The organism is Mucilaginibacter sp. A3364, assembly GCF_059690715.1.
In genome coordinates, this window is sequence record NZ_JCAWED010000002.1 from 1110047 (window position 1) to 1129924 (window position 19878).

Below are 19878 nucleotides of genomic sequence, written 5' to 3' on the forward strand. Positions count from 1 at the left end.
TTTATTTAGAAATCAACTTTAAAACCCAGGTTATAAATACGTTGCAGCGGGTAGGCTAAGCCGTTTCCACCCATCTCAGGGTCCCACAATTTGAAAGCGCTTACATTAAATAAATTCGTACCGCTCACGTATATTCTAAAGGCATCAATGTGCATGCGTTGCAATGTTTTTTTGCCCAGGTTATAACCTAATTCCACCTGCTTAAGGCGGAAGAAGGCCCCGTTACGCATCCACTTTGTGCTAGGCTGGGTATTGTTAGCCAAAGCGGTTTGGCTTAAGCGCGGCCAGAAGGCATAGATGTCCTGGTTCTCTTCGCTCCAGTAGCTGTCGGCGATGGTTTGCAGTACTGCTTTAGGCGTTGTAATGTTACCGAAAGGCGCTATACCCTGCACAGCATCGCCGGGTTGCGATGAGGTTGGCGAGATGAACAAACTGGTATTGGCCACACCGGTGAAGAAAAACGAAAAGTCGAAATTTTTGTAGCCAGACGAAAGACCAAAACCATAAACTATTTCGGGGGTGGTAGGTTTACCGATAGGCACCATATCATTGGCATCTACGCGTCCGTCTTTGTTCACATCCACGTACTTGATATCGCCACCGCGTACTGTAGAACCGAACGCTTGTGTAGGGCTGTTGGCCACTTCCTGATCGTCAACAAAAAGTCGCTCGGCTATATAGCCCCTTACCTGGCTTGATGCCAGGCCGATACGGCTCATGTAAGGATATTGGTAATAAGGTTCTTCATATCTTACATAGTGACCAACGGCATAAGTTAAAGTACCGCGACCTTGTATCCAGAAATCTTTGTTGAAATACTGGTTATAGGTAGCTTCCAGATCCACACCTGAGCTTTGGTATTTACCCAGGTTAACTAATGGCGTGTTTGACAAACCCAACGCTGATGGCAATGATGCCCTGGCTTGTACGATGTCATTCCTCTCCTGGCGATAGATATCTGTGGTTAAGGAGAACGCGCCATTAAACATGCTGAGGTCAATACCTAAGTTGAATTGTGTTGATTTTTCCCAGCGCACCTGGTCATTTGCGTAACGATTTATCGAAATGCCATTAACCGTAGTTAAACTGCCCGGGATACCGAACGAGAATGATCGGTCGGCATCGTTCAGGTTAACATCTGATAAGTAAAAGAAACGAGTATCTGATATCGCGTCATTACCCACCAGGCCATAAGTGGCACGAAGGCGAAACGTATTGATCCACTTTTGAAGCGGCTTCATGAATTTTTCGTTACTCACGTTCCAGGCCACACCGGCAGACGGGAAAAAGCCCCAACGGTTGTCCTTGGCAAAACGCTCGGAACCATTATAGCCAAAAGCGAATTGCGCGTTAAAACGGTTGTCAAACCCATAGGTAAAACTACCCGACAAACTGATGTTACGGAAAGGCAAGGTGTTCAGCAAGTTCAGGTCCTGATCGCCGGGTTGGGTGATATTGGTACGCATGGTATTGATTAGCATACCAGTAACCGTATGTTTAGAGTTAAAGGTACGATTGTAGTTGATCGCGTTCTCCATGTAAAACAACGCCGCCAAACCTTTACCTGCCGAATTAAAGCTCAGTGTTTCTGTCCCGGTGGTGGGGTTTAAGTTGATGTAAGTGTATTCGCCAGTTATAGGATCTTTAAATGGCGTATAGTAGAACGGGTTATAGGTGCGCGATATCGCATAACTTGATTTCCGCGTAAGGTTAGCTAACGAGCGGTAACTCAAACCCTCCAACACAAATGATGACAGGTCCTGCCGAAGTTCCAGCTGTACCTGCATATCGTTAGTATTCTGCTCTTGGTAACCCCGTACTACGTTAGCATAAGGGTTACGAAACGTACCGTTACTAAAGTTTCCGAAAAGCGGATGCTTGATATACGATTGAGATGGCCCCGCGGTATACACCGGTTGAAACATCACCGGGTTAGCGCTGATCGCTTCCGCGTAAGCCTGGCTACCGGTCACAGGCGGCCCCGAGTAGATCTGGAAATTACCGATGGTACGCACCATCAATTGTGTTGACTTGGTGAGGTTAAAGTTGATGTTACTACGTAAGTTATAGGTCTTAAAATCAACGTTTGTGTTGAAGTTATTGATCGGGTTCACCTTTAGCAAGCCATTATCCTGTGTTAAGCTACCGCTTACGGCATAGGTGGCTAAGTTGCTACCACCGCTTATGCTCAAACTATAGTTTTGGGTAGTAGTGCTAGGTTTGGTGATCACATCCAACCAGTTCACGGCCGGGTAAAGCAGTGGATCAGCACCCGCGGCGGTCATAGCTATTTTCTCATCCGAGTAGAATGGCACAGCAGGCTCACGCGTCATAATAGCCTCATTACTCATTTTCATGAATGTGATAGGATCGGCTAATTCCAGCTTTTTGGATGGCGATGAAAGACGTTGTTCCGCACGAAAGCTTAGTTTCGCCGGGCCGGCTTTACCCAATTTGGTGGTTACCACGATAACGCCGTTGGCACCCCTTGAACCGTAAACTGCCGACGAGGTAGCATCTTTTAAGATAGAGAAACTGGCGATATCATCAGGCGGAAGCCTTGCCAACGCGTCGGTGGTCACTTCCATGTTATCGATCAATATCAATGGGCGTTGACTAACACCGAACGAGCCGATACCACGGATAAAGAAATCGGCATTATCACGTCCCGGCTCACCGCTTCGCTGCACAGATATCAAACCCGGAACACGGCCCTGAAGCGCCGTAGTTAAATTACTGGCCGGAATCTTAAGGTCTTTTGGCGATACCGTAGTCACCGCGCCTATCAGGTCGCTTTTTTTCTCTTTTTTGCCAAAGGCGGTTATGACTACTTCCTCCAGGTCATTTTTGACATCGGCCATTTCAACATTTATCGTTGTTCTTTTTCCTACGGCGATGGTTTGGGTAGTGTAGCTGATCATAGAGAATACCAGTTCTGAATTTTCCGGTACTACCAACACATACCGGCCGTTTATGTCGGTAGCGGTGCCTATGCTGGGTTTATCCTTTCGGGATACGTTAAGGCCGGGCAGTATCTCGCCTTTGCTGTCTTTTACTATACCGGTTACGGTAATATTAGTTTGCCCGAAGGACAATAAGGAGAAAAGGCAACACAATAAAGTGATCAACCCTATAACGTGCTTTTTAAATGACCGGAAATGCGGGGGCTTTGAACCTGCCCCCCGGTTGGAAAAATGGGTAGTGTTTTTATTCATAATTTGGATTAGGTGGTTTCAAAAATTTTGACAATAAACAACCATCATTGAATAATTATTCAATGCAATTGGCTGTAAGTAAATACCTTAACTAATTACAGCTATTCCACGTGACGGGCTTTGCCAAACAGGTGCTTTGGTTTCATAATGGTTAAAAAAGGTTTATTAATAATTGGTTTATCAATACTATAGTATATAAAAAGAGCGCCCACACACATGGTTTTAAATAAATTATTACGAAAACGTTTTCGAACGGCGATGTATCAAAAAATGTAAAAAAAGGATGTGTGTGTAATCAATTTTTTTACACTCTAGGAATAATGCCGGTCATGACCGTAAGGTATGGGTGTTCCTTATCTTAAAGCTAACCGATAAACCAATTATGCTGAAAAGATCATTTATTACCAGTGTCTTCATAGGGGCACTGCATATAGCGGCAATTGCGCAGACCCGAAACACCAATGTACCGCCCAAAGGGTGGAACAGTTGGGATAGTTACGGCATGTATCCTACCGAAAAGGCCATGATGGCCAACCTGGAAGTAATGGCGAAACGCCTGAAGCCCTACGGTTATGAATATTTTGTTATTGATGCGGGTTGGAATAAAATAAAGAACGAAAAAGGTAAAGTAACGGGCATGAGCCTGGATGAACACAGTCGCTTTATTCCGGCGCCGGGAAGTTTTCCTAACGGAATGAAGGTAGTAGCGGATAAAGCGCACGCGCTGGGTTTAAGATTTGGCATACACATTATGCGTGGCATATCGCGCCGGGCTTATGCGCAAAACCTGCCGATACTAAATTCCACCGCTACCGCCCGCAGCATAGCAGATACCTCATCAAGGTGCCCATGGAGCAGCGATAACTATGGCGTGAATATGAAAGCCCCGGGCGCACAGGCTTATTATGATTCGTACATAGCGCTGTTGGCCAGCTGGGGTGTTGATTTTATTAAGGCTGACGATATTGCCGGGCATCCGGACGAAATATTGGCGGTTGTTGAAGCGATAAACAAAACTGGCAGAAAAATAACACTTAGCCTTTCGCCGGGCAGCGATGCCAAACCCGAGCACTTTAATGTGTACAAAAAGGCAGATATGGTGCGGGTGACCTATGATATATGGGATGATCAATTAGGCATTGACCGTGTGTTTGAGGCCTGGAAAAAGTGGAAGGCTATTGATCATGAAGGTTTTTGGCTGGATATGGACATGATTGCCTTGGGGCACCTGAACCTTCCTAATTCCGACCCTAATTATTTGACCGCAAAACGTGACCCTAAACGCATGCGCAGCGGACAGGGCGAACACATGAGCTTTTTTACTACCGATCAAAAATATTCGTTCATGGCTATGCGTGCGCTTACCGCGTCACCATTATTTATGGGCGGAGACCTGCCTACCAGCGACGAGTTCTCCTTTGCTATACGATCCCCTCTCCATAAATGTCTCGTCCGAGGCTTATTAAATTGGTTACCCCCGGCGTGGTTGCCGGGGTTTTTTACTTAAGGAAGTTGGTCGCGATTTTTGCTCTCACGGTCATCAACAATCGTAGTATCATCTGAACGGTATCAATACAATATGCACTTAATATCACATACTATCAAAGCAATGCTAATCGAGACGCGTATCTTCCCATCCCTCAAAATCAAATAACTACCGCAAAGGTGCTCGTCCTTAAAAAAAATTTATTTCTACCCAGCGTTTTTGATATCCTACCCGTAATTACAGATACCGCTCACAGAACAGCGGCGACACGTGAAAATTTAACGCAAGGATGAAACAGATCATTATCACACTAACATTGGCAACAGCTATAGTCTGCCCGGGGCGCAGCCAACCGCTTACAGCCCAAACAAAAGCGGCAATAGACCAACTTATTGACAAACGTTATAAAGCCGACGAACCCGGCGGCTCGGTGCTGATTACACGCAAAGGGCAAGTGCTTTACCAGCGCGGTTTTGGTATGGCCCATCTGGAGCAACCAACCCCCATGCAGCCTGATATGATCTTCAACATAGGGTCGCAAACCAAACAGTTTACAGCCGTTTGCGCGCTGCTGCTGGCCGAGCGGGGAAAATTGCGCGTTAGCGATAAAATAAGCAAATATATTGATCATTGCACACCCGCCTGGCAGGATATAACCATAGAGAACTTAATGACGCATAGTTCGGGTATTTCAGATCTGAGGGGTGCAAACGCGCCGTCGCTAGTGGCCAGGATAGATACCGCCATGACCAGGCCGCTGGCCTATAAGCCCGGTACTAAAACTTTTTATGCCAATATAGAATTTGAGATACTGGGTTATATTGTAGAGAAAGTATCCGGCGAGACGATGAACGCCAATATCCGGAAGCACATTATTGAACCGCTGGGGCTTAAAAATACTTATGCGCCCGATCTGGGCCAGGTAATACCTAACAAGGCATCGTGTTATGTACGCGGCCGCGACGGAAGCTTTTTTAACAATGCCGCCAGTTCGGCAATTGGCCCCGTTGGTGGCGCAGGCGGCTTGTTTGGCAACACGCGCGACATGGCCACCTGGTACGAGGCATTGGCAAACGGAAAGGTGATCAAAAAAGAAACGTTGAAAAAGGCTTGGCAGCCATTTACCCTGGCAGACGGCAAAGCGGCTAAATATGGTTATGGTTGGGATGCCGGCGGCGATGTGCAGGGCAGCCCGATTGCAGAGCATGGCGGAGTAGCCGGTGGTTTTGTTACCGAATCGTTGTATTTAATGGATGAGCATATTTATGTAGGCGTTTTTCTTAACCAGCGGGCTTATGCCGACGCCACCGCCCAGGAACTGGCAGCCATAATACTGGGCAAGCCCTACGTGGTTGAAAGCGCGAGCCCCACCGAAACCGACCTTTCAGCCTGCGCCGGCATATATAAAGATGATAGCGGAGTAGAAAAGTTATTCAACTTAACAGATGGCAAACTTTATTACGAACCTAAGGGCGCCATGCGCACACGGTTGGCAGCCTACAGCAAGGATAAATTTTTGTTGGATAATACGTTGGTTGAGTGCGAAGCCGTGCGAGATGAACAGGGCAAGGTAATAGCCATGCGTTTCCGTGATAGGCGCTACTCTAAACAGCCGGGTTGGATGTGGAAGAAAAGTAGTTGATGGATTAAAAAGTTGGTTGGTTTAAAGTCGAAAGCCTTCAGGCGTTAGTCTGAAGGCTTCTTTGTTTCTACCCCTGCTCCACCTGCCTCAAATTATCCATCTTCTTATGGGCCAAAAATCCTTTAATATCCTCAAAATGCTCACGTACGCGTTTGTTGCCAAACTCAAATACTTTGGTTACCAATCCGTCCAGGAAATCACGGTCGTGAGATACGAGGATCAGGGTGCCGTCAAAATCTTTCAGGGCATCTTTGATGATGTCCTTGGTTTTCATATCCAGGTGGTTGGTGGGCTCATCCAGGATGAGCACGTTCACCGGCTCCAATAGCAATTTGATCATCGCTAAACGTGTTTTCTCACCGCCTGACAGTACTTTAACCTTCTTGGTAGTATCATCGCCACTGAACATGAATGCGCCCAACAGGTCTTTTATTTTCACGGTTCCGTCGCTTAGCGGGATCTGGTCAATTGTTTCAAATACGGTTAAATTTTCATCCAACAAGGCCGCCTGGTTTTGGGCGAAGTAGCCGATCTTGGCATTGTGGCCAACTTTCAGGCTTCCCTCAAAATCAATTTCGCCCATTATGGCTTTGATCATGGTTGATTTACCTTCGCCGTTTTTACCTACGAAGGCCAGTTTTTCGCCACGCTCTATCACCATAGATGCCTTCTCAAATACGGTATGATCGCCATATTTTTTGGTTAGCTCCTCAACAATAACCGGGTATTGGCCCGAACGTGGCGACGGCGGGAATTTTAAGCGTAATGCCGATGTATCCACCTCGTCAATCTCCAATATCTCCAGCTTCTCCAACATCTTAACGCGCGATTGTACCTGTAAGGTTTTAGAATACACACCTCTAAAGCGGTCAATAAACTCTTGGTTATCGGCAATAAAACGTTGTTGCTCTTCGTAAGCTTTGATCTGGTGCACACGGCGGTCGGCGCGTAGCTGCAGGTAATGGGTGTATTTGGCTTTATAATCGTATATACGGCCCATGGTTACCTCGATGGTACGGTTGGTAATATTATCTACAAAAGTACGGTCGTGCGATATCACCATTACTGCCTTCGCCGAGTTGATCAGGAAATCTTCCAGCCATTGGATACTCTCGATATCCATGTGGTTGGTAGGCTCATCCAGCAGTATCAGATCGGGTTTCTTTAACAGGATCTTGGCCAGCTCAATACGCATGCGCCATCCGCCGGAGAATTCAGAAGTTTGGCGGTTGAAGTCTTTACGCTCAAAGCCTAAACCTTTCAATACTTTTTCTATCTCCTCGTTATAATTCACCTCTTCCTGCGAGTAGAATTTTTCGCTCAACTCAGATACCCGCTCGATCAGTTTCATATACTCATCGCTCTCGTAATCGGTACGGGTGTTTAGTTGCTCGTTCACCTCGTCCAGTTCTTTTTGCATCTGGTTGGCCTCGTCAAACGCTTTCATCGTTTCTTCAAAAACGGTTACGTTGTCCTGGGTAAGCAAGTGCTGTGGCAGATAGGCTATCACGGCATCTTTAGGACCGGTTACGTTACCTGTGGTAGGTTTGGCCGCGCCGGCAATTATCTTAAGAATGGTAGACTTGCCTGCGCCATTTTTGCCCATCAGGGCTATCTTATCATTCTCGTTTATCGGGAATGTTACGTCGCTAAATAAGGTGGTTCCGCCAAATGAAACGGAAATGTTGTTGACATTGATCACTGTATGGGATATTGAATTTTGCGCAAAGATAGTTTAAAGGCGCAGAATTATGGCAGGCGTATTACATACTAGCTATCCGCGTTTGATGTTTGTAGGATAAAGTGGTTTCACAATCATGCCAACCCCAATTAATTTTAATAAAAATTGGATTAATTAATTTTATCTTAGCAATAGTTTATAGCTAATTGAATTGAACCCAGACCTTCGCAAAGCGGCACGCCCCCGGCCGCGTTGAGCAGATAGCCACGTGCTGTATCAAATTTAATGTCGGTTATAAATATTAGCAGGCTCGTTTAAACATTTTTTTAGCTATTCCGTACACATATTTTATATGGCAAAACCTTTACCCTTCAGCAATTTACTTAATCAAAAACACTGCTTAATTTTAACCGCTTTTCTGTTATTAATTAATGCATTGCCGGTGCGGGCTCTCAATATCCCGCGCAGCGGTAACTCCATAAATGCCGGGTTGGTGGCCGTGCCGCTTGTGCCTGTTATTAACTCGTTTACGCCGTTAAAAGGTGCCGTGGGTACCCTGGTAACCATAAAAGGTACGCGTTTAAGCAGCCCAACAGGTGTTACTATTGGTGGCGTGTCGGCCGTAGTGGTATCTAAAACAGATACGGTGGTAACGGCATTAGTAATGCCTGGTGCCGTAACAGGAGCCGTAACATTAACTACCACGGGTGGTACAGCAACGTCAGGCAGTAGCTTTAAAGTTACCGCAACACCGCGACCGGTTGTGCCGCAGGGCAGTAAACTGGCAGATTTGACTACTACCGGTAATGCCGGGCAGGGATGCGCTATTGCTTTAAGTGCCGATGGTAATACCGCAATAATTGGGGGCTCGCCTTTTGGCGGTTTGCATGGTGCGGCTTGGGTTTACGTGCGCAACGGTTCAACCTGGACTATGCAAAGCGGCCGGCTGGATGGTAATGATACGCAAGGTTGGCCGCAGCAAGGTGCAGGTGTAGCCATCAGTGCCGATGGCAATACCGCTATTGTAGGTGGCCTGTATGATAACGATACCAAAGGCGCCGTATGGGTATACACACGTACCAATGGTGTATGGACACAGCAAGGGGCTAAATTAATAGGAGGAAGTAGTACAGAATTTGGTTTCCAGGGCTTTAGCGTAACGCTGAGTGCCGACGGAAACACATTGGTTTTTGGCGGTCACCGCGATAATAATTATACAGGTGGTGTTTGGACGTTTACGCGCACCAACGGTGTTTGGAGCCAGGTAGGTGGTAAGTTAGTTGCCAATGGTGCCGTTCAAGGGTCGGCTTTTGGAACTACCGTTGCATTAACTGCTGATGGAAACACCATGGTGGCAGGCTCCAACAGCCACGGCGGGGGTGATGGCGCGGCTTACATTTTTACCCGTAACGGCAACTCGTGGACGCAGGTAACCACACTAACGCCATCTGATAACACCGGTAAAAGCTGGTTTGGTACTTATGTGGATATAACCCTTGACGGTAAAAAAGTAATAATCGGCGGTACTGATGATAACGGCGGCAAAGGCGCGGCCTGGATATTTGCCTCAAATAACGGCACGTGGTCTCAGCAAGGTAGCAAACTCGTTGGATCCGACGCTGTGGGTACCAACATACGACAGGGTCAGTACGTAGCCATTAGTTCGGACGGTACAGTGGCTATGGTGGGCGGCCCTAATGATAATACCACTAAAGGAGCGGTTTGGATGTACACGTTTAACGGTACCAGCTGGACGCAATATGGGAGTAAGATAACAGGTAGCGGCGCTGTAGGGGCTAATTACCAGGCACCACTGGCTTTAAGCAGCGACGGTACCACCGCCATGATAGGTGGCCCGGGCGATGATTCGTCAAGAGGTGCAGCGTGGGCATTTACCAATGATGCTGCAAACGCTAATCTGCAATCATTTAGCGCATCTGCGGGGATAATGAGCCCGGCGTTTGATAGTACAAAAGTGGCCTACACGATAAAGGTAGGTAGCAATGTTGATAGCATTAAGGTTACACCAACCCTGGCAAATGCCGACGCTACTTTAAAAGTAAACAATGCTTCGGCAACAAGTGGCATTGCCAGTGCGTCTATCCCTTTAATTATCGGTGCTAACAGCATTAATACACAAGTAACCGCCCAGGATGGTATCACCGTAAAAAACTACGCGCTTACAGTTAACCGACTAAACCACGTACTTTCATCAACCACCACTTTGCGTAGTTTAACCGTGAGCGAGGGTACGGTAACCAAAATAAGCAATACAGAATTTAACGTAGTAATAAAAGGGTTGACCATTACGCAGCTAACGCAAAAAATTACACTGACAGATACAACCGGCACGCTAACTGTGAATGGTGTAGCGGTCGAGTCGGGAAAAAATTCGGGTTATATTACTTTAAATGCTTCGGGCAACGCCACCATAACAACAGTAGTAAAGGCCGAAGATGGTGTTACAACGCAAACTTATACAGTTAACGTTTCGCGCGTAGCGAATAATAATACCAACCTGGCTAAACTAGACCTGAGCGAGGGAACCTTGGTTAAAATTGATGCCACTACGTTTACCGCTTCGGTATTGGCCGCCACAAAGCTAAAAGAGATAGTGCGTGCCGAAGACGCCAATGCTACTGTAAAAGTAAATGACGTAACCGTGGTGGGTACCAGCACAGATTATATAAACCTGAATATGACGGGCACTACCACGCTAACCACAGTAGTAACCGCCGAAGATGGTGTTACGCAGAAAGCCTATACCATAACCATTACCAGGTTACCTGCAACCAATGCCTCGCTGGCCAAACTTGACCTGAGCGAAGGTACCGTAACCAAAATTGATGCTATTACTTTTACGGGGGCTGTGCCACTTATTACCAAAGTAAAAGTTCAGCTGCGTACCGATGACCCGAATGCTAGCGTAAAAGTAAACGGCACATTGGTTACAGGCACAAGCTCAGATTATATTAACCTAACTACAGTTAATACAGTTATTACCACCGTTGTTACTGCAGAAGATGGTGTTACGCAAAAAATCTACACGCTAACCGTTACCAGGCCGCCAACAACCAATACAAACCTGGCAAAGCTTGACCTGAGCGATGGTACATTGGTTAAAGTAGATGCAACTAACTACACAGCTACGGTTTCGGGGATTTCATTTATAAAAGTAATAGCCCGTGCTGATGACGCGAATGCCACTATAACCGTAAACGATACCCCGGTGACGGGTACCAGTTCAGAGTACATTGCATTGAATGACGACGGCATTACCCCATTGATTACTGTTGTAACCGCGGAAGATGGCGTAACGAAAAAAACATATACCATTAATGTAACCAAAGCGCCCGCTAATAATGCCAGTTTAGCTAAGCTGGATTTGCCCGGGATTAAATTAACTAAAGTTGATGCCACTACTTATACGGCAGCTGTTTCGGGCTTAACTACTACCAATGTTAAGCAATTGGCCCGCACCGATGATCCGAAAGCAACAATGAAAGTTAACGGCAATACCGTAACATCAAACGTTAATACAGCCTTTGCGCTAAATACAACCGGCACAACTACCTTAGAAACCGAAGTTATTGCCGAGGATGGTATTACTACTAAAAAGTATACCATTTTGGTTACTAAGTTGCCTGCTACAAATGCCAACCTGGCTAAACTTACCGTAAGTACCGGTCAGTTGGTGAAGGTAGATGCAACTAACTACACGCTTGATCTACCCACTGCCAGTCTTACCCGCATTAAACAACTGGCACGTGTTGATGACCCTAACGCTAAGACAAAAGTGAACGGCACGCCTGTAACCTCAAATGTAAGCACGTATTTTAACCTGGCGCCAACAGGCTCAACCGTGTTAACTACCGAAGTGACCGCCGAGGACGGTGTAACCACTAAGATGTACACCATAACCATTAACAAGCCTGGAACAATGCGCATAGCGGCATCTAAGTTAAATACGCAGAGCATAGCTCCACCGGTTACGGCTACAGTGCTGAACGAGACCGAAGTAACTGATATCAAACCGCATCAGTCGCTATCGCCTAACGGTGATGGGATTAGCGACCGTTTTGTGATCGAAGGGATAGCCTATTATCCTGATAACACCGTAACCATTGTTAACCGCAGCGGAGCGAAGGTATATGAAGTGAAAGGTTACGATAATGAAACTAAAGCATTTACAGGCCGCTCTAACATCACGGGAGCACAACAGACTGATGGTACTTATTTTTACCTGGTAGAATACCTGCGTAATGGACATACCGAACGCAAGACAGGTTACCTGATCGTTAAAAACTAAGGCAGCTTATAGAAAAAAAGCCTTCAAGGTTTATTTGAAGGCTTTTTTGTTTGTGTTGGAGCTGACATTAATGCGCCTCTAACCAATTCACGCCGGTACCCACTTCAACCAAAATAGGTACGGTGGTTTTGATGGCGTTCTTCATGTTTTCTATAATGATAGGCTTAACAATGTCAACCTCATGTTTAGGGACATCAAACACCAACTCATCATGCACCTGCATGGTCATTCGGGTGGCCAGGTTTTTATCTTTTAGTTCCTTGTGGATATTGATCATGGCTATTTTGATCATATCGGCCGCGCTGCCTTGTATGGGCGCGTTAATGGCATTTCGCTCGGCGAAGCCACGTACGGTTTGATTGGCGGAGTTAATGTCTCTCAGGTAACGCCTGCGACCCATTAAGGTGGTTACGTAGCCGTTCTCGCGGGCAAAGTTCATGGTATCGCTCATGTACTGCTTAATGCCCGGGAACTGGATAAAATAGTTCTCGATGATCTCGGCAGCTTCCTTACGCGGGATGCCCAGATTTTGCGACAAGCCAAAAGCCGACTGCCCATAAATTATCCCAAAGTTTACCGCTTTGGCATTACGGCGCTGGGTGCTGTCCACATCCTCCACAGCCACTCCGTAAACGTTGGCCGCGGTTGCAGTATGGATATCGATACCTTTAACAAAAGCCTCCATCATGTTGGCGTCCTTGCTTATTTCGGCAATGATGCGCAGCTCTATTTGCGAGTAATCCGCCGATACGATGACGTGGTTCTCGTCCCGTGGGATAAAAGCCTTACGCACCTCACGCCCGCGCTCGGTACGGATAGGGATGTTTTGCAGGTTGGGGTTGGTAGAGCTTAAGCGGCCCGTAGCAGCCACCGCCTGATTATAGCTGGTATGCACACGACCGGTTTTTTGGTTAACCATCGTCGGCAATGCGTCAACATAGGTTGATTTTAGTTTTTGCAGTTGGCGGTAATCTAAAATATCGCGAACAATATCACTCTTGCTGGCCAGGCCTAGCAGCACATCCTCGCCGGTTTGGTATTGGCCGGTTTTGGTTTTTTTGGCTTTTGGGTCTAATAGTAATTTCTCAAACAAAACCTCACCCAATTGCTTTGGCGAAGCGATATTGAATTTTACGCCGGCTTTTTCATAAACCGTTTTCTCCAGTTTGGCTATGTCGGTTTCCAGTTCTTTCGAGAATTCTTTCAGCGTATCGTGGTCTATTTTAACACCTTCGTGCTCAATATCCGCCAGTACATAAATTAAAGGATTCTCAATTTTATGTAGCAGGTCATCGGCACCAACCTGTTTTATTTTTGGTTCGAAAACTTCTTTTAATTGCAGGGTGATGTCAGCATCTTCGGCGGCGTATTCTTTGATCTTTTCTATCTCTACATCGCGCATACTGCCCTGGTTTTTGCCTTTAGGGCCGATGAGTTCGGTAATAGAAACCGGTTTGTAACCCAGGTAATTTTCGCTTAGTACATCCATGCCGTGGCGTGTATCAGGGTCGATAATGTAATGTGCCATCATGGTATCAAACAGGTCGCCACAAATTTGTATGCCGTACCATTTCAGCATCAGGATATCAAACTTCAGGTTCTGGCCAATTTTACCTATCGCCGGGTTCTCCAAAACTTCCTTAAACTCGTTTACTATAGCCTGTATGCCTGCCTCATCAATGGGCACGGGCACATACCAGCCCTCGGTAGCTTTTACCGAGAACGACAGGCCTACCAATTCACAATTATTCGCATCGGTGCCGGTGGTTTCGGTATCAAAACAAAAGCTTTTTTGCTGACTTAGTATCTTGATCAGTTCCGCGCGTTTTTCTTTGGTATCTGCCAAATGGTAAGTATGCTCAACGTTGTTAATATTTTTAGAGGCCGACGGAGCATCGGGTGAACTAATATCCTGAACATTCACCTCTAAGCTTGTGCGGCCCTCTGCTACCGGCGCGCCAAACATGTCTATCTGCGTACCGGCTGGTGTGGCTTTGTATTCTGTTATGCTGAAATCTTCGCCAAAAACGCGGCGGCCCAGGGTTCTAAACTCTAATTCGGCGAATAAGGGCTCTAATAATTCTTTGCTCGGGTCGCACATTTCAAGCCCTGCTTCATCCAGCTCAACCGGCGAGTTGAGGTTAATAGTAGCCAGTTTTTTCGATAGCAAACCCTGCTCGGCAAAGTTCTCTACATTCTCTTTTAGCTTGCCTTTAAGCTCATGGCTGTTGGCAATAATACCCTCTACCGAACCATATTGTTTGATCAGGGCTTTAGCGGTTTTTTCGCCCACCCCCGGGATACCCGGAATACCGTCCACAGCATCGCCCCATAAACCTAAAATATCAATCACCTGCTCGGGGTGCTCAATTTCCCATTTGGCCAATACTTCGGGCACACCCAGTATTTCCATCTCGTTACCCATGCGGGCGGGCTTGTAAATAAATATGTTTTCGGATACCAGCTGCGCGAAATCCTTATCAGGCGTCATGCAATACACCTGGTAACCTTTTTGTTCGGCTTTTTTGGCCAGGGTGCCTATAATATCGTCGGCCTCGTAACCGTCGGCTGTAATAACGGGAATGTTAAAGCCCAGTATCAGCTTAACAATATAAGGCAGCGCAGCCGAAAGGTCCTCGGGCATGCTTTCGCGGTGCGCTTTGTAGGCGGCAAAATCGGTATGGCGTTCGGTTGGCGCGTCGGTATCAAATACCACGGCCATGTGCGTAGGTTTTTCTTTTTTCAAAACATCCAGCAGCGTATTGGTGAACCCCATTACGGCCGATGTGTTGAACCCGCTTGAAGTAAAGCGCGGGGTTTTACTTAAAGCAAAATGTGCCCGGTATATCAGGGCCATACCATCCAAAAGAAAAAGCTTCTTCATTGTATTTTTTGTTGATTGCACCGATGTGGTTTGATCGCACCGATATTTTCAAAAATACAATTTATGTTGGGCCGAGCCACACCCAATGCAAAAATAGCGATGGGTTTTAAACCCATCGCTATTTTTGCATTGGCGGCGATTACTCACCCTCCGAAGGACTCCTATGGAGATGAGTTCACCACGTTTATTTAAACGAGCATCCCGGCACATGATCATTCACCATACCCACCGCCTGCATAAAGGCATAACATATCACGCTGCCAAAAAAGGTGAAGCCTCTTTTTTTCATGTCTTTGGCTATGGCGTCAGATATTTCGGTGGTTACCGGTGTTGAGCCAGAGTTGTTCATTAAGGGTTTGCCATCCGGCATAAAACCATACAGATAGTTATTGAATGATCCAAACTCCTCCTGCACCTTTAAAAACAGATTGGCGCTTTTAATAGCTGCTTTTATTTTTAGGCGATTGCGGATAATTCCCGTATCCTGCATCAGGCGTTCCTGGTCGGCCTCGGTAAAAGCCGCCACCTTATGCACGTCGAAATTGGCAAAAGCATTACGGTAGCCCTCGCGACGCTTTAATATGGTGATCCAGCTCAGGCCTGCCTGCGCTGCTTCGAGTATTAAAAATTCAAATAGCACTTTGTCATCATGCGTGATTTTGCCCCATTCGGTATCATGGTATTCCATGTATAGCGGATCGTTTCCGCACCAGCGACAGCGTTTTAAGTCGGGAGTCTTAAGTCTTGAGTCTTGAGTCATTTTTAGTCTTAAGTCAGTTAGTAATATTATTTAAATTTTTCAGGGTTGTTAATCATATAGTTTAGAAGACGTGTTACTTCTTCGGCTTGTTGATTAAGTTCAGCAAACTTTTCGCTACTGATATATTCACATGCAAGAGATGCGTCTAGCCATGCCTGAGTCTCGCCAATTTCCATGTCGGCATCAGTTAGTTTACTTACAAAATGATTAGGATACTTGCGTTTTTTATAAGCTTCAGCGATGCACGCAAAGCCCGATCTCGATGAGCGACGAATTTGATCAATAAGACTGTAAGTCTCTTCTTTTGGAAATTTTTTAGTCAAAAAGAATATTTCCATCGATAGTGCGAAAGCTTTTTTATAGGCAATTAGGTCTCTGAATGAACTCATCGGGTTTAAGATAAAGCTCTAAAATCGACTTTTATATCCAAAAAAAAAGACTTAAGACTAAGAACTCCGGACTTAAGACTCCAAATTCAATTCGTCCCAGTATTCTACCGCTCTTCTGTAATGCGGGATAACTATACTTCCGCCAACAAGGTTAGCTATCATAAACACCTCGTTCATTTCATCGTGCTTTACGCCGGCTTCGTGGCATTTGCCCAGGTGGTATTTTATGCAGTCATCGCAACGTAGCACCATTGATGCTACCAGGCCCAGCATTTCTTTGGTTTTTACATCCAAAGCGCCGTCGGCATAGGTGGTGGTATCCAGCGCAAAGAAACGTTTAATATTGGTATTGGCCGTTTCCATTATCCTGTCGTTCATTTTGGTACGATAGGATTCAAAATCATCTTTTAGTTGTCCCATGGGATTTTTTGTTAAGCGTGTTAAAGGTATGAAAGTGTTTTTTAATGATAGTCAGTAAGGCGTAATGATAGTTTGAATTATAAATTCTGTTATATTTGGTTATAACCTTTCAAACTAAACCAATTATGAACATCAACCTAAAAACCATTCTTTTAATTTTTACAGTTACTGTATTTAGCTTAAACGCATCGGCACAACGCGGTAAAAAAGTACGCGCCGGTAAAAAGGCTAAGGCTACTGCCACCGCTTTGGTGGGTATATGGGAGTATAACAATGCACCAGGCCTATTAAAAATTTTTAGCGGCGATAATACATTTGCCAATTTGCAAGTTACACCTAACGGTACTGTTAAAACCCATAGCGGCAAGTTTATGGTAGATAGCAAACAGCAATATACCGAGATCATTGATAATGCCATTGCCGATAGCCAGTATTCCCTTGCCGGCCAAACCTATCAAATCAATTACATATTTAGCGATGATAATAAAACGGTAACGCTTACCGGTTGGGTAAAAGGCAAGTACGGACAGCCGGGTCTTAACTATACCGAGGTATTACATAGATTATAAGCCCTGTTGGTGATGCAATATTTCAACAAAAAAATTCTAAACCTTTACAACGTATCAATTATGAAAATGAACTTAAAAACCGGTCTTTTAATTTTAAGTGTAAGCTTATTAAGCATAAGTGCATCGGCACAACAACGTGGTAAACGTACTGCAGTTTTAGCACCAGTCAAAACGATGGCACCTGCGCCACGTGCAAGCAATGCCTTTGTTGGTGTATGGGAACTGGCGACAGACGGTGCTAATGCTACTGAGCAAAATGGCGCATCGGCAGGTGTATTAAAAATATTTGGCGGCGATGGCACTTTTACCCACGTGCAGGTAAACCGTGGCGAAACCCGTACTACTCATGGAGGCACTTATAAAATAGATGGTAAGCAGCAGTACACCGAATTTATAACTTCGGCCAAACCCGATATGGTTTATGTTGCCCCGGGCCAGGTTTATCATCTTAAATATGCTTTTAATGAAGATGGCACCAGGCTAACCATTAGCGGCGAGGTAAAACGCCAGGACGGTAACGGCTTGGTTTACACCGAGGTTTGGCGTAAATTGTAAAGAAACCATACGATGAATTTAGAGACGCAATAATTTTGCGTCTCTTTTTTGTTTAAATTAGTTTCACCTATAAATTCGATGACTGTTCAATACCTAAACTACACCGTTACATTATTTAACGATAATGAATATACGCCGGGTTCGGCAGATAATGTGAACGCCTATAGATTTGAATATTTTGAGGATAGGGCCTACCAGCATCCGTGTAAACACGGTATTGTTGTAAGTGAGCAAGGTATCGAAGTATGCAGCGCGATACTATTTGGAAACGGGGGAGCTACCACTATCCACCAAAAGTCGTATCTGATTAAATCAGATAGTTTGTTTATTGCCTGTGGCGATAGTGTTTATGCTCTTGAGCTGCCATCGCTTAAACTGCGATGGAAGAAAGAGGTAGATTTTGCTACCTGTTTTGGTTTATATGATTTTGGCGAGGATATCATCAGCCACGGCGAATCAGATATATCCAGGCTAACACCTGCGGGAGATATAGAATGGCAGTTTAGCGGCCGCGATATATTTGTGAATCTGGAGGGCGAATCGATATTAAAAATTGAAAGCGATACAATTACAGCTATTGATTTTGAGGGTTATACCTATAAGGTAGATAGCCAAGGGCGATTAATAGAGTAAGATTAAAAGCTGCGCAATTTGCGCAGCTTTTAATTAATCCGGACCAACGATGGTTCTACCCAAATTATACCAATTCCTTGTTCATCTTCCTCCTGAAATACTTGCGTATAGGCGCATCAACAAATTTCAATATCAAATAAGCAAATGCAATGAGCAAAACGGTTGTTACCGGTATTACCACAGCCAATTCACTGTTTGAAGGTTTGTATTTGGTAAGATAGCTCATAAACAACCATATAAAAGGGTAATGTACCATGTAAAGCGGGTACGATATATCGCCCGAAAACTTGCAGATATTTTTCAAGCCGCTGCTTATTTGCGCACCGGCACCCAGGGCTACCAGCAATGGCAGATAAATGATCACAATCAGCGGATCTTCTATCCAGCCCCATTGTTTACTAAATGGCGATACAAAAACCGCGAATGTTAATATGGCCAGCCCTATAAAACCCAGTTTGTTGCGAATGATGAAGTTGCTGCGGTAAACCAATATCCCCGCCAGGAACGAAAAGAATACTCTCGCACCACCGCCCATAATATCATTAAGGCCCCAGCCATTCATGAGGTGGCCGGCTCTTTTTGCTTCGTACCACAAACAGGCTGCTGCAATAACAACCAGCGCCCATAACAGCTTGTTCTTTATTTTAACCAATACAAACGCGTAAACAATATTGGCTACGTACTCCCACATTAACGACCATGTAGGCGGGTTTAAATGGAAAAGGTTATAATAACGCTCGGGCACCTTTGGGTACGGTATCATCAGGCACGAGGTAAAAAACATCACGATAGCTTCTTTAACGCCGTATTTTTGATAGAGATCGGCCATCGGGTCGTAAACAAAACTGAGTATACCTATTATCGATCCTACAATAACCAGCGGGTGCAGGCGTATCAGTCGTAATTTAATAAAGTTGGCTATACCCATTTGCCCTAAACGGGTATCATAGGCGTAGGCGATAACGAATCCCGACAGGCAAAAAAAGAAATCGACCGCCAGGTAGGTGTGCCCGAAAAAGTTTTTTTCATAATCGGGTTGCACTATTTCCATAAAGTGAAATATCACTACAGATATGGCTGCAACGCCGCGCAGGCCATCCAGTATTTCATAATGGTGCTTGCTTTTTAAAACGTTACTGCTTACAGGTGTTGATGACATAGGTTTTTTATTGAAGCGTAATGATAGTAAATATTTGCAAACTTAGCCTCCCCGCAAAACATATGTATGTGCATGCTACAGGCCCGCTTTATGGGCGGATAAGGCTTAAGGTGCGGTAACAAAATACCCATATTGAGGGATTTATGACCCTGTGAATAAGTAAGTAAAGGACCGGA

Annotated in this window: 13 protein-coding genes; 6 read left to right on the forward strand and 7 right to left on the reverse strand. The window is 45.4% G+C overall.

Features of this window, described 5'->3' with window-relative positions:
• Positions 1-5 precede the first annotated feature (5 nt).
• A complete protein-coding gene (locus AC59JT_RS17265; RefSeq protein ID WP_497401275.1) occupies positions 6-3215 on the reverse strand; it encodes a SusC/RagA family TonB-linked outer membrane protein in 3210 nt (1069 codons plus the stop codon).
• 382 nt (positions 3216-3597) lie between these two features.
• Between AC59JT_RS17265 and AC59JT_RS17270 the strand changes: the two genes are divergently transcribed.
• Together AC59JT_RS17270 and AC59JT_RS17275 are read left to right on the forward strand one after the other, a co-directional pair.
• Complete coding sequence (locus AC59JT_RS17270) at positions 3598-4722, forward strand: glycoside hydrolase family 27 protein (protein ID WP_497401277.1); 1125 nt, start codon at positions 3598-3600, stop codon at positions 4720-4722.
• Positions 4723-4990: 268 nt separating this feature from the next.
• A complete protein-coding gene (locus tag AC59JT_RS17275; RefSeq protein ID WP_497401279.1) occupies positions 4991-6343 on the forward strand; it encodes a serine hydrolase domain-containing protein in 1353 nt (450 codons plus the stop codon).
• Between the two features lie 67 nt (positions 6344-6410).
• Here AC59JT_RS17275 and AC59JT_RS17280 read toward each other — a convergent pair whose 3' ends face one another.
• Positions 6411-8045: an ABC-F family ATP-binding cassette domain-containing protein gene (locus AC59JT_RS17280; protein ID WP_497401281.1), complete on the reverse strand. Its 1635-nt coding sequence runs from the start codon at positions 8043-8045 to the stop codon at positions 6411-6413.
• A 331-nt stretch (positions 8046-8376) separates the two neighbouring features.
• Here AC59JT_RS17280 and AC59JT_RS17285 point away from each other — a divergent pair, with 331 nt between their 5' ends.
• Complete coding sequence (locus AC59JT_RS17285) at positions 8377-12333, forward strand: cadherin-like beta sandwich domain-containing protein (protein WP_497401283.1); 3957 nt, start codon at positions 8377-8379, stop codon at positions 12331-12333.
• A 67-nt stretch (positions 12334-12400) separates the two neighbouring features.
• Here AC59JT_RS17285 and polA read toward each other — a convergent pair whose 3' ends face one another.
• From polA to AC59JT_RS17305, 4 genes are all read right to left on the reverse strand, one after another.
• A complete protein-coding gene (polA, locus tag AC59JT_RS17290; RefSeq protein WP_497401285.1) occupies positions 12401-15217 on the reverse strand; it encodes a DNA polymerase I in 2817 nt (938 codons plus the stop codon).
• 184 nt (positions 15218-15401) lie between these two features.
• Positions 15402-15977 (reverse strand): DNA-3-methyladenine glycosylase I, encoded by a 576-nt coding sequence (locus AC59JT_RS17295; RefSeq protein ID WP_497401287.1) that lies wholly within the window; start codon positions 15975-15977, stop codon positions 15402-15404.
• Positions 15978-16003: 26 nt separating this feature from the next.
• A complete protein-coding gene (locus AC59JT_RS17300; protein WP_497401289.1) occupies positions 16004-16366 on the reverse strand; it encodes a four helix bundle protein in 363 nt (120 codons plus the stop codon).
• A gap of 72 nt (positions 16367-16438) precedes the next feature.
• Positions 16439-16786, reverse strand: coding sequence for a carboxymuconolactone decarboxylase family protein (locus AC59JT_RS17305; protein ID WP_497401291.1), 348 nt, complete (start codon positions 16784-16786; stop codon positions 16439-16441).
• Between the two features lie 125 nt (positions 16787-16911).
• On the opposite strand from AC59JT_RS17305, the gene AC59JT_RS17310 reads away from it, so the two are divergent.
• The 3 genes from AC59JT_RS17310 to AC59JT_RS17320 all read left to right on the forward strand — a co-directional run bounded on the left by AC59JT_RS17310 (position 16912) and on the right by AC59JT_RS17320 (position 18543).
• A complete protein-coding gene (locus tag AC59JT_RS17310; protein WP_497401293.1) occupies positions 16912-17355 on the forward strand; it encodes a DUF4488 domain-containing protein in 444 nt (147 codons plus the stop codon).
• A 60-nt stretch (positions 17356-17415) separates the two neighbouring features.
• Positions 17416-17910 (forward strand): DUF4488 domain-containing protein, encoded by a 495-nt coding sequence (locus AC59JT_RS17315; RefSeq protein WP_497401295.1) that lies wholly within the window; start codon positions 17416-17418, stop codon positions 17908-17910.
• Positions 17911-17988: 78 nt separating this feature from the next.
• Entirely contained in the window at positions 17989-18543 is a 555-nt protein-coding gene (locus AC59JT_RS17320; protein ID WP_497401298.1) for a hypothetical protein, read from the forward strand.
• 64 nt (positions 18544-18607) lie between these two features.
• Here AC59JT_RS17320 and AC59JT_RS17325 read toward each other — a convergent pair whose 3' ends face one another.
• Positions 18608-19702: an acyltransferase family protein gene (locus AC59JT_RS17325; RefSeq protein WP_497401301.1), complete on the reverse strand. Its 1095-nt coding sequence runs from the start codon at positions 19700-19702 to the stop codon at positions 18608-18610.
• Positions 19703-19878: the final 176 nt, after the last annotated feature.

Bases quoted from the DNA above. Each gene is read 5' to 3' on its own strand.
- AC59JT_RS17265 (WP_497401275.1), bottom strand. From the start codon at position 3,215: ATGAATAAAAACACTACCCATTTTTCCAACCGGGGGGCAGGTTCAAAG.
- AC59JT_RS17270 (WP_497401277.1), top strand. From the start codon at position 3,598: ATGCTGAAAAGATCATTTATTACCAGTGTCTTCATAGGGGCACTGCAT.
- AC59JT_RS17275 (WP_497401279.1), top strand. From the start codon at position 4,991: ATGAAACAGATCATTATCACACTAACATTGGCAACAGCTATAGTCTGC.
- AC59JT_RS17285 (WP_497401283.1), top strand. From the start codon at position 8,377: ATGGCAAAACCTTTACCCTTCAGCAATTTACTTAATCAAAAACACTGC.
- polA (WP_497401285.1), bottom strand. From the start codon at position 15,217: ATGAAGAAGCTTTTTCTTTTGGATGGTATGGCCCTGATATACCGGGCA.
- AC59JT_RS17295 (WP_497401287.1), bottom strand. From the start codon at position 15,977: ATGACTCAAGACTCAAGACTTAAGACTCCCGACTTAAAACGCTGTCGC.
- AC59JT_RS17300 (WP_497401289.1), bottom strand. From the start codon at position 16,366: ATGAGTTCATTCAGAGACCTAATTGCCTATAAAAAAGCTTTCGCACTA.
- AC59JT_RS17305 (WP_497401291.1), bottom strand. From the start codon at position 16,786: ATGGGACAACTAAAAGATGATTTTGAATCCTATCGTACCAAAATGAAC.
- AC59JT_RS17310 (WP_497401293.1), top strand. From the start codon at position 16,912: ATGAACATCAACCTAAAAACCATTCTTTTAATTTTTACAGTTACTGTA.
- AC59JT_RS17315 (WP_497401295.1), top strand. From the start codon at position 17,416: ATGAAAATGAACTTAAAAACCGGTCTTTTAATTTTAAGTGTAAGCTTA.
- AC59JT_RS17320 (WP_497401298.1), top strand. From the start codon at position 17,989: ATGACTGTTCAATACCTAAACTACACCGTTACATTATTTAACGATAAT.
- AC59JT_RS17325 (WP_497401301.1), bottom strand. From the start codon at position 19,702: ATGTCATCAACACCTGTAAGCAGTAACGTTTTAAAAAGCAAGCACCAT.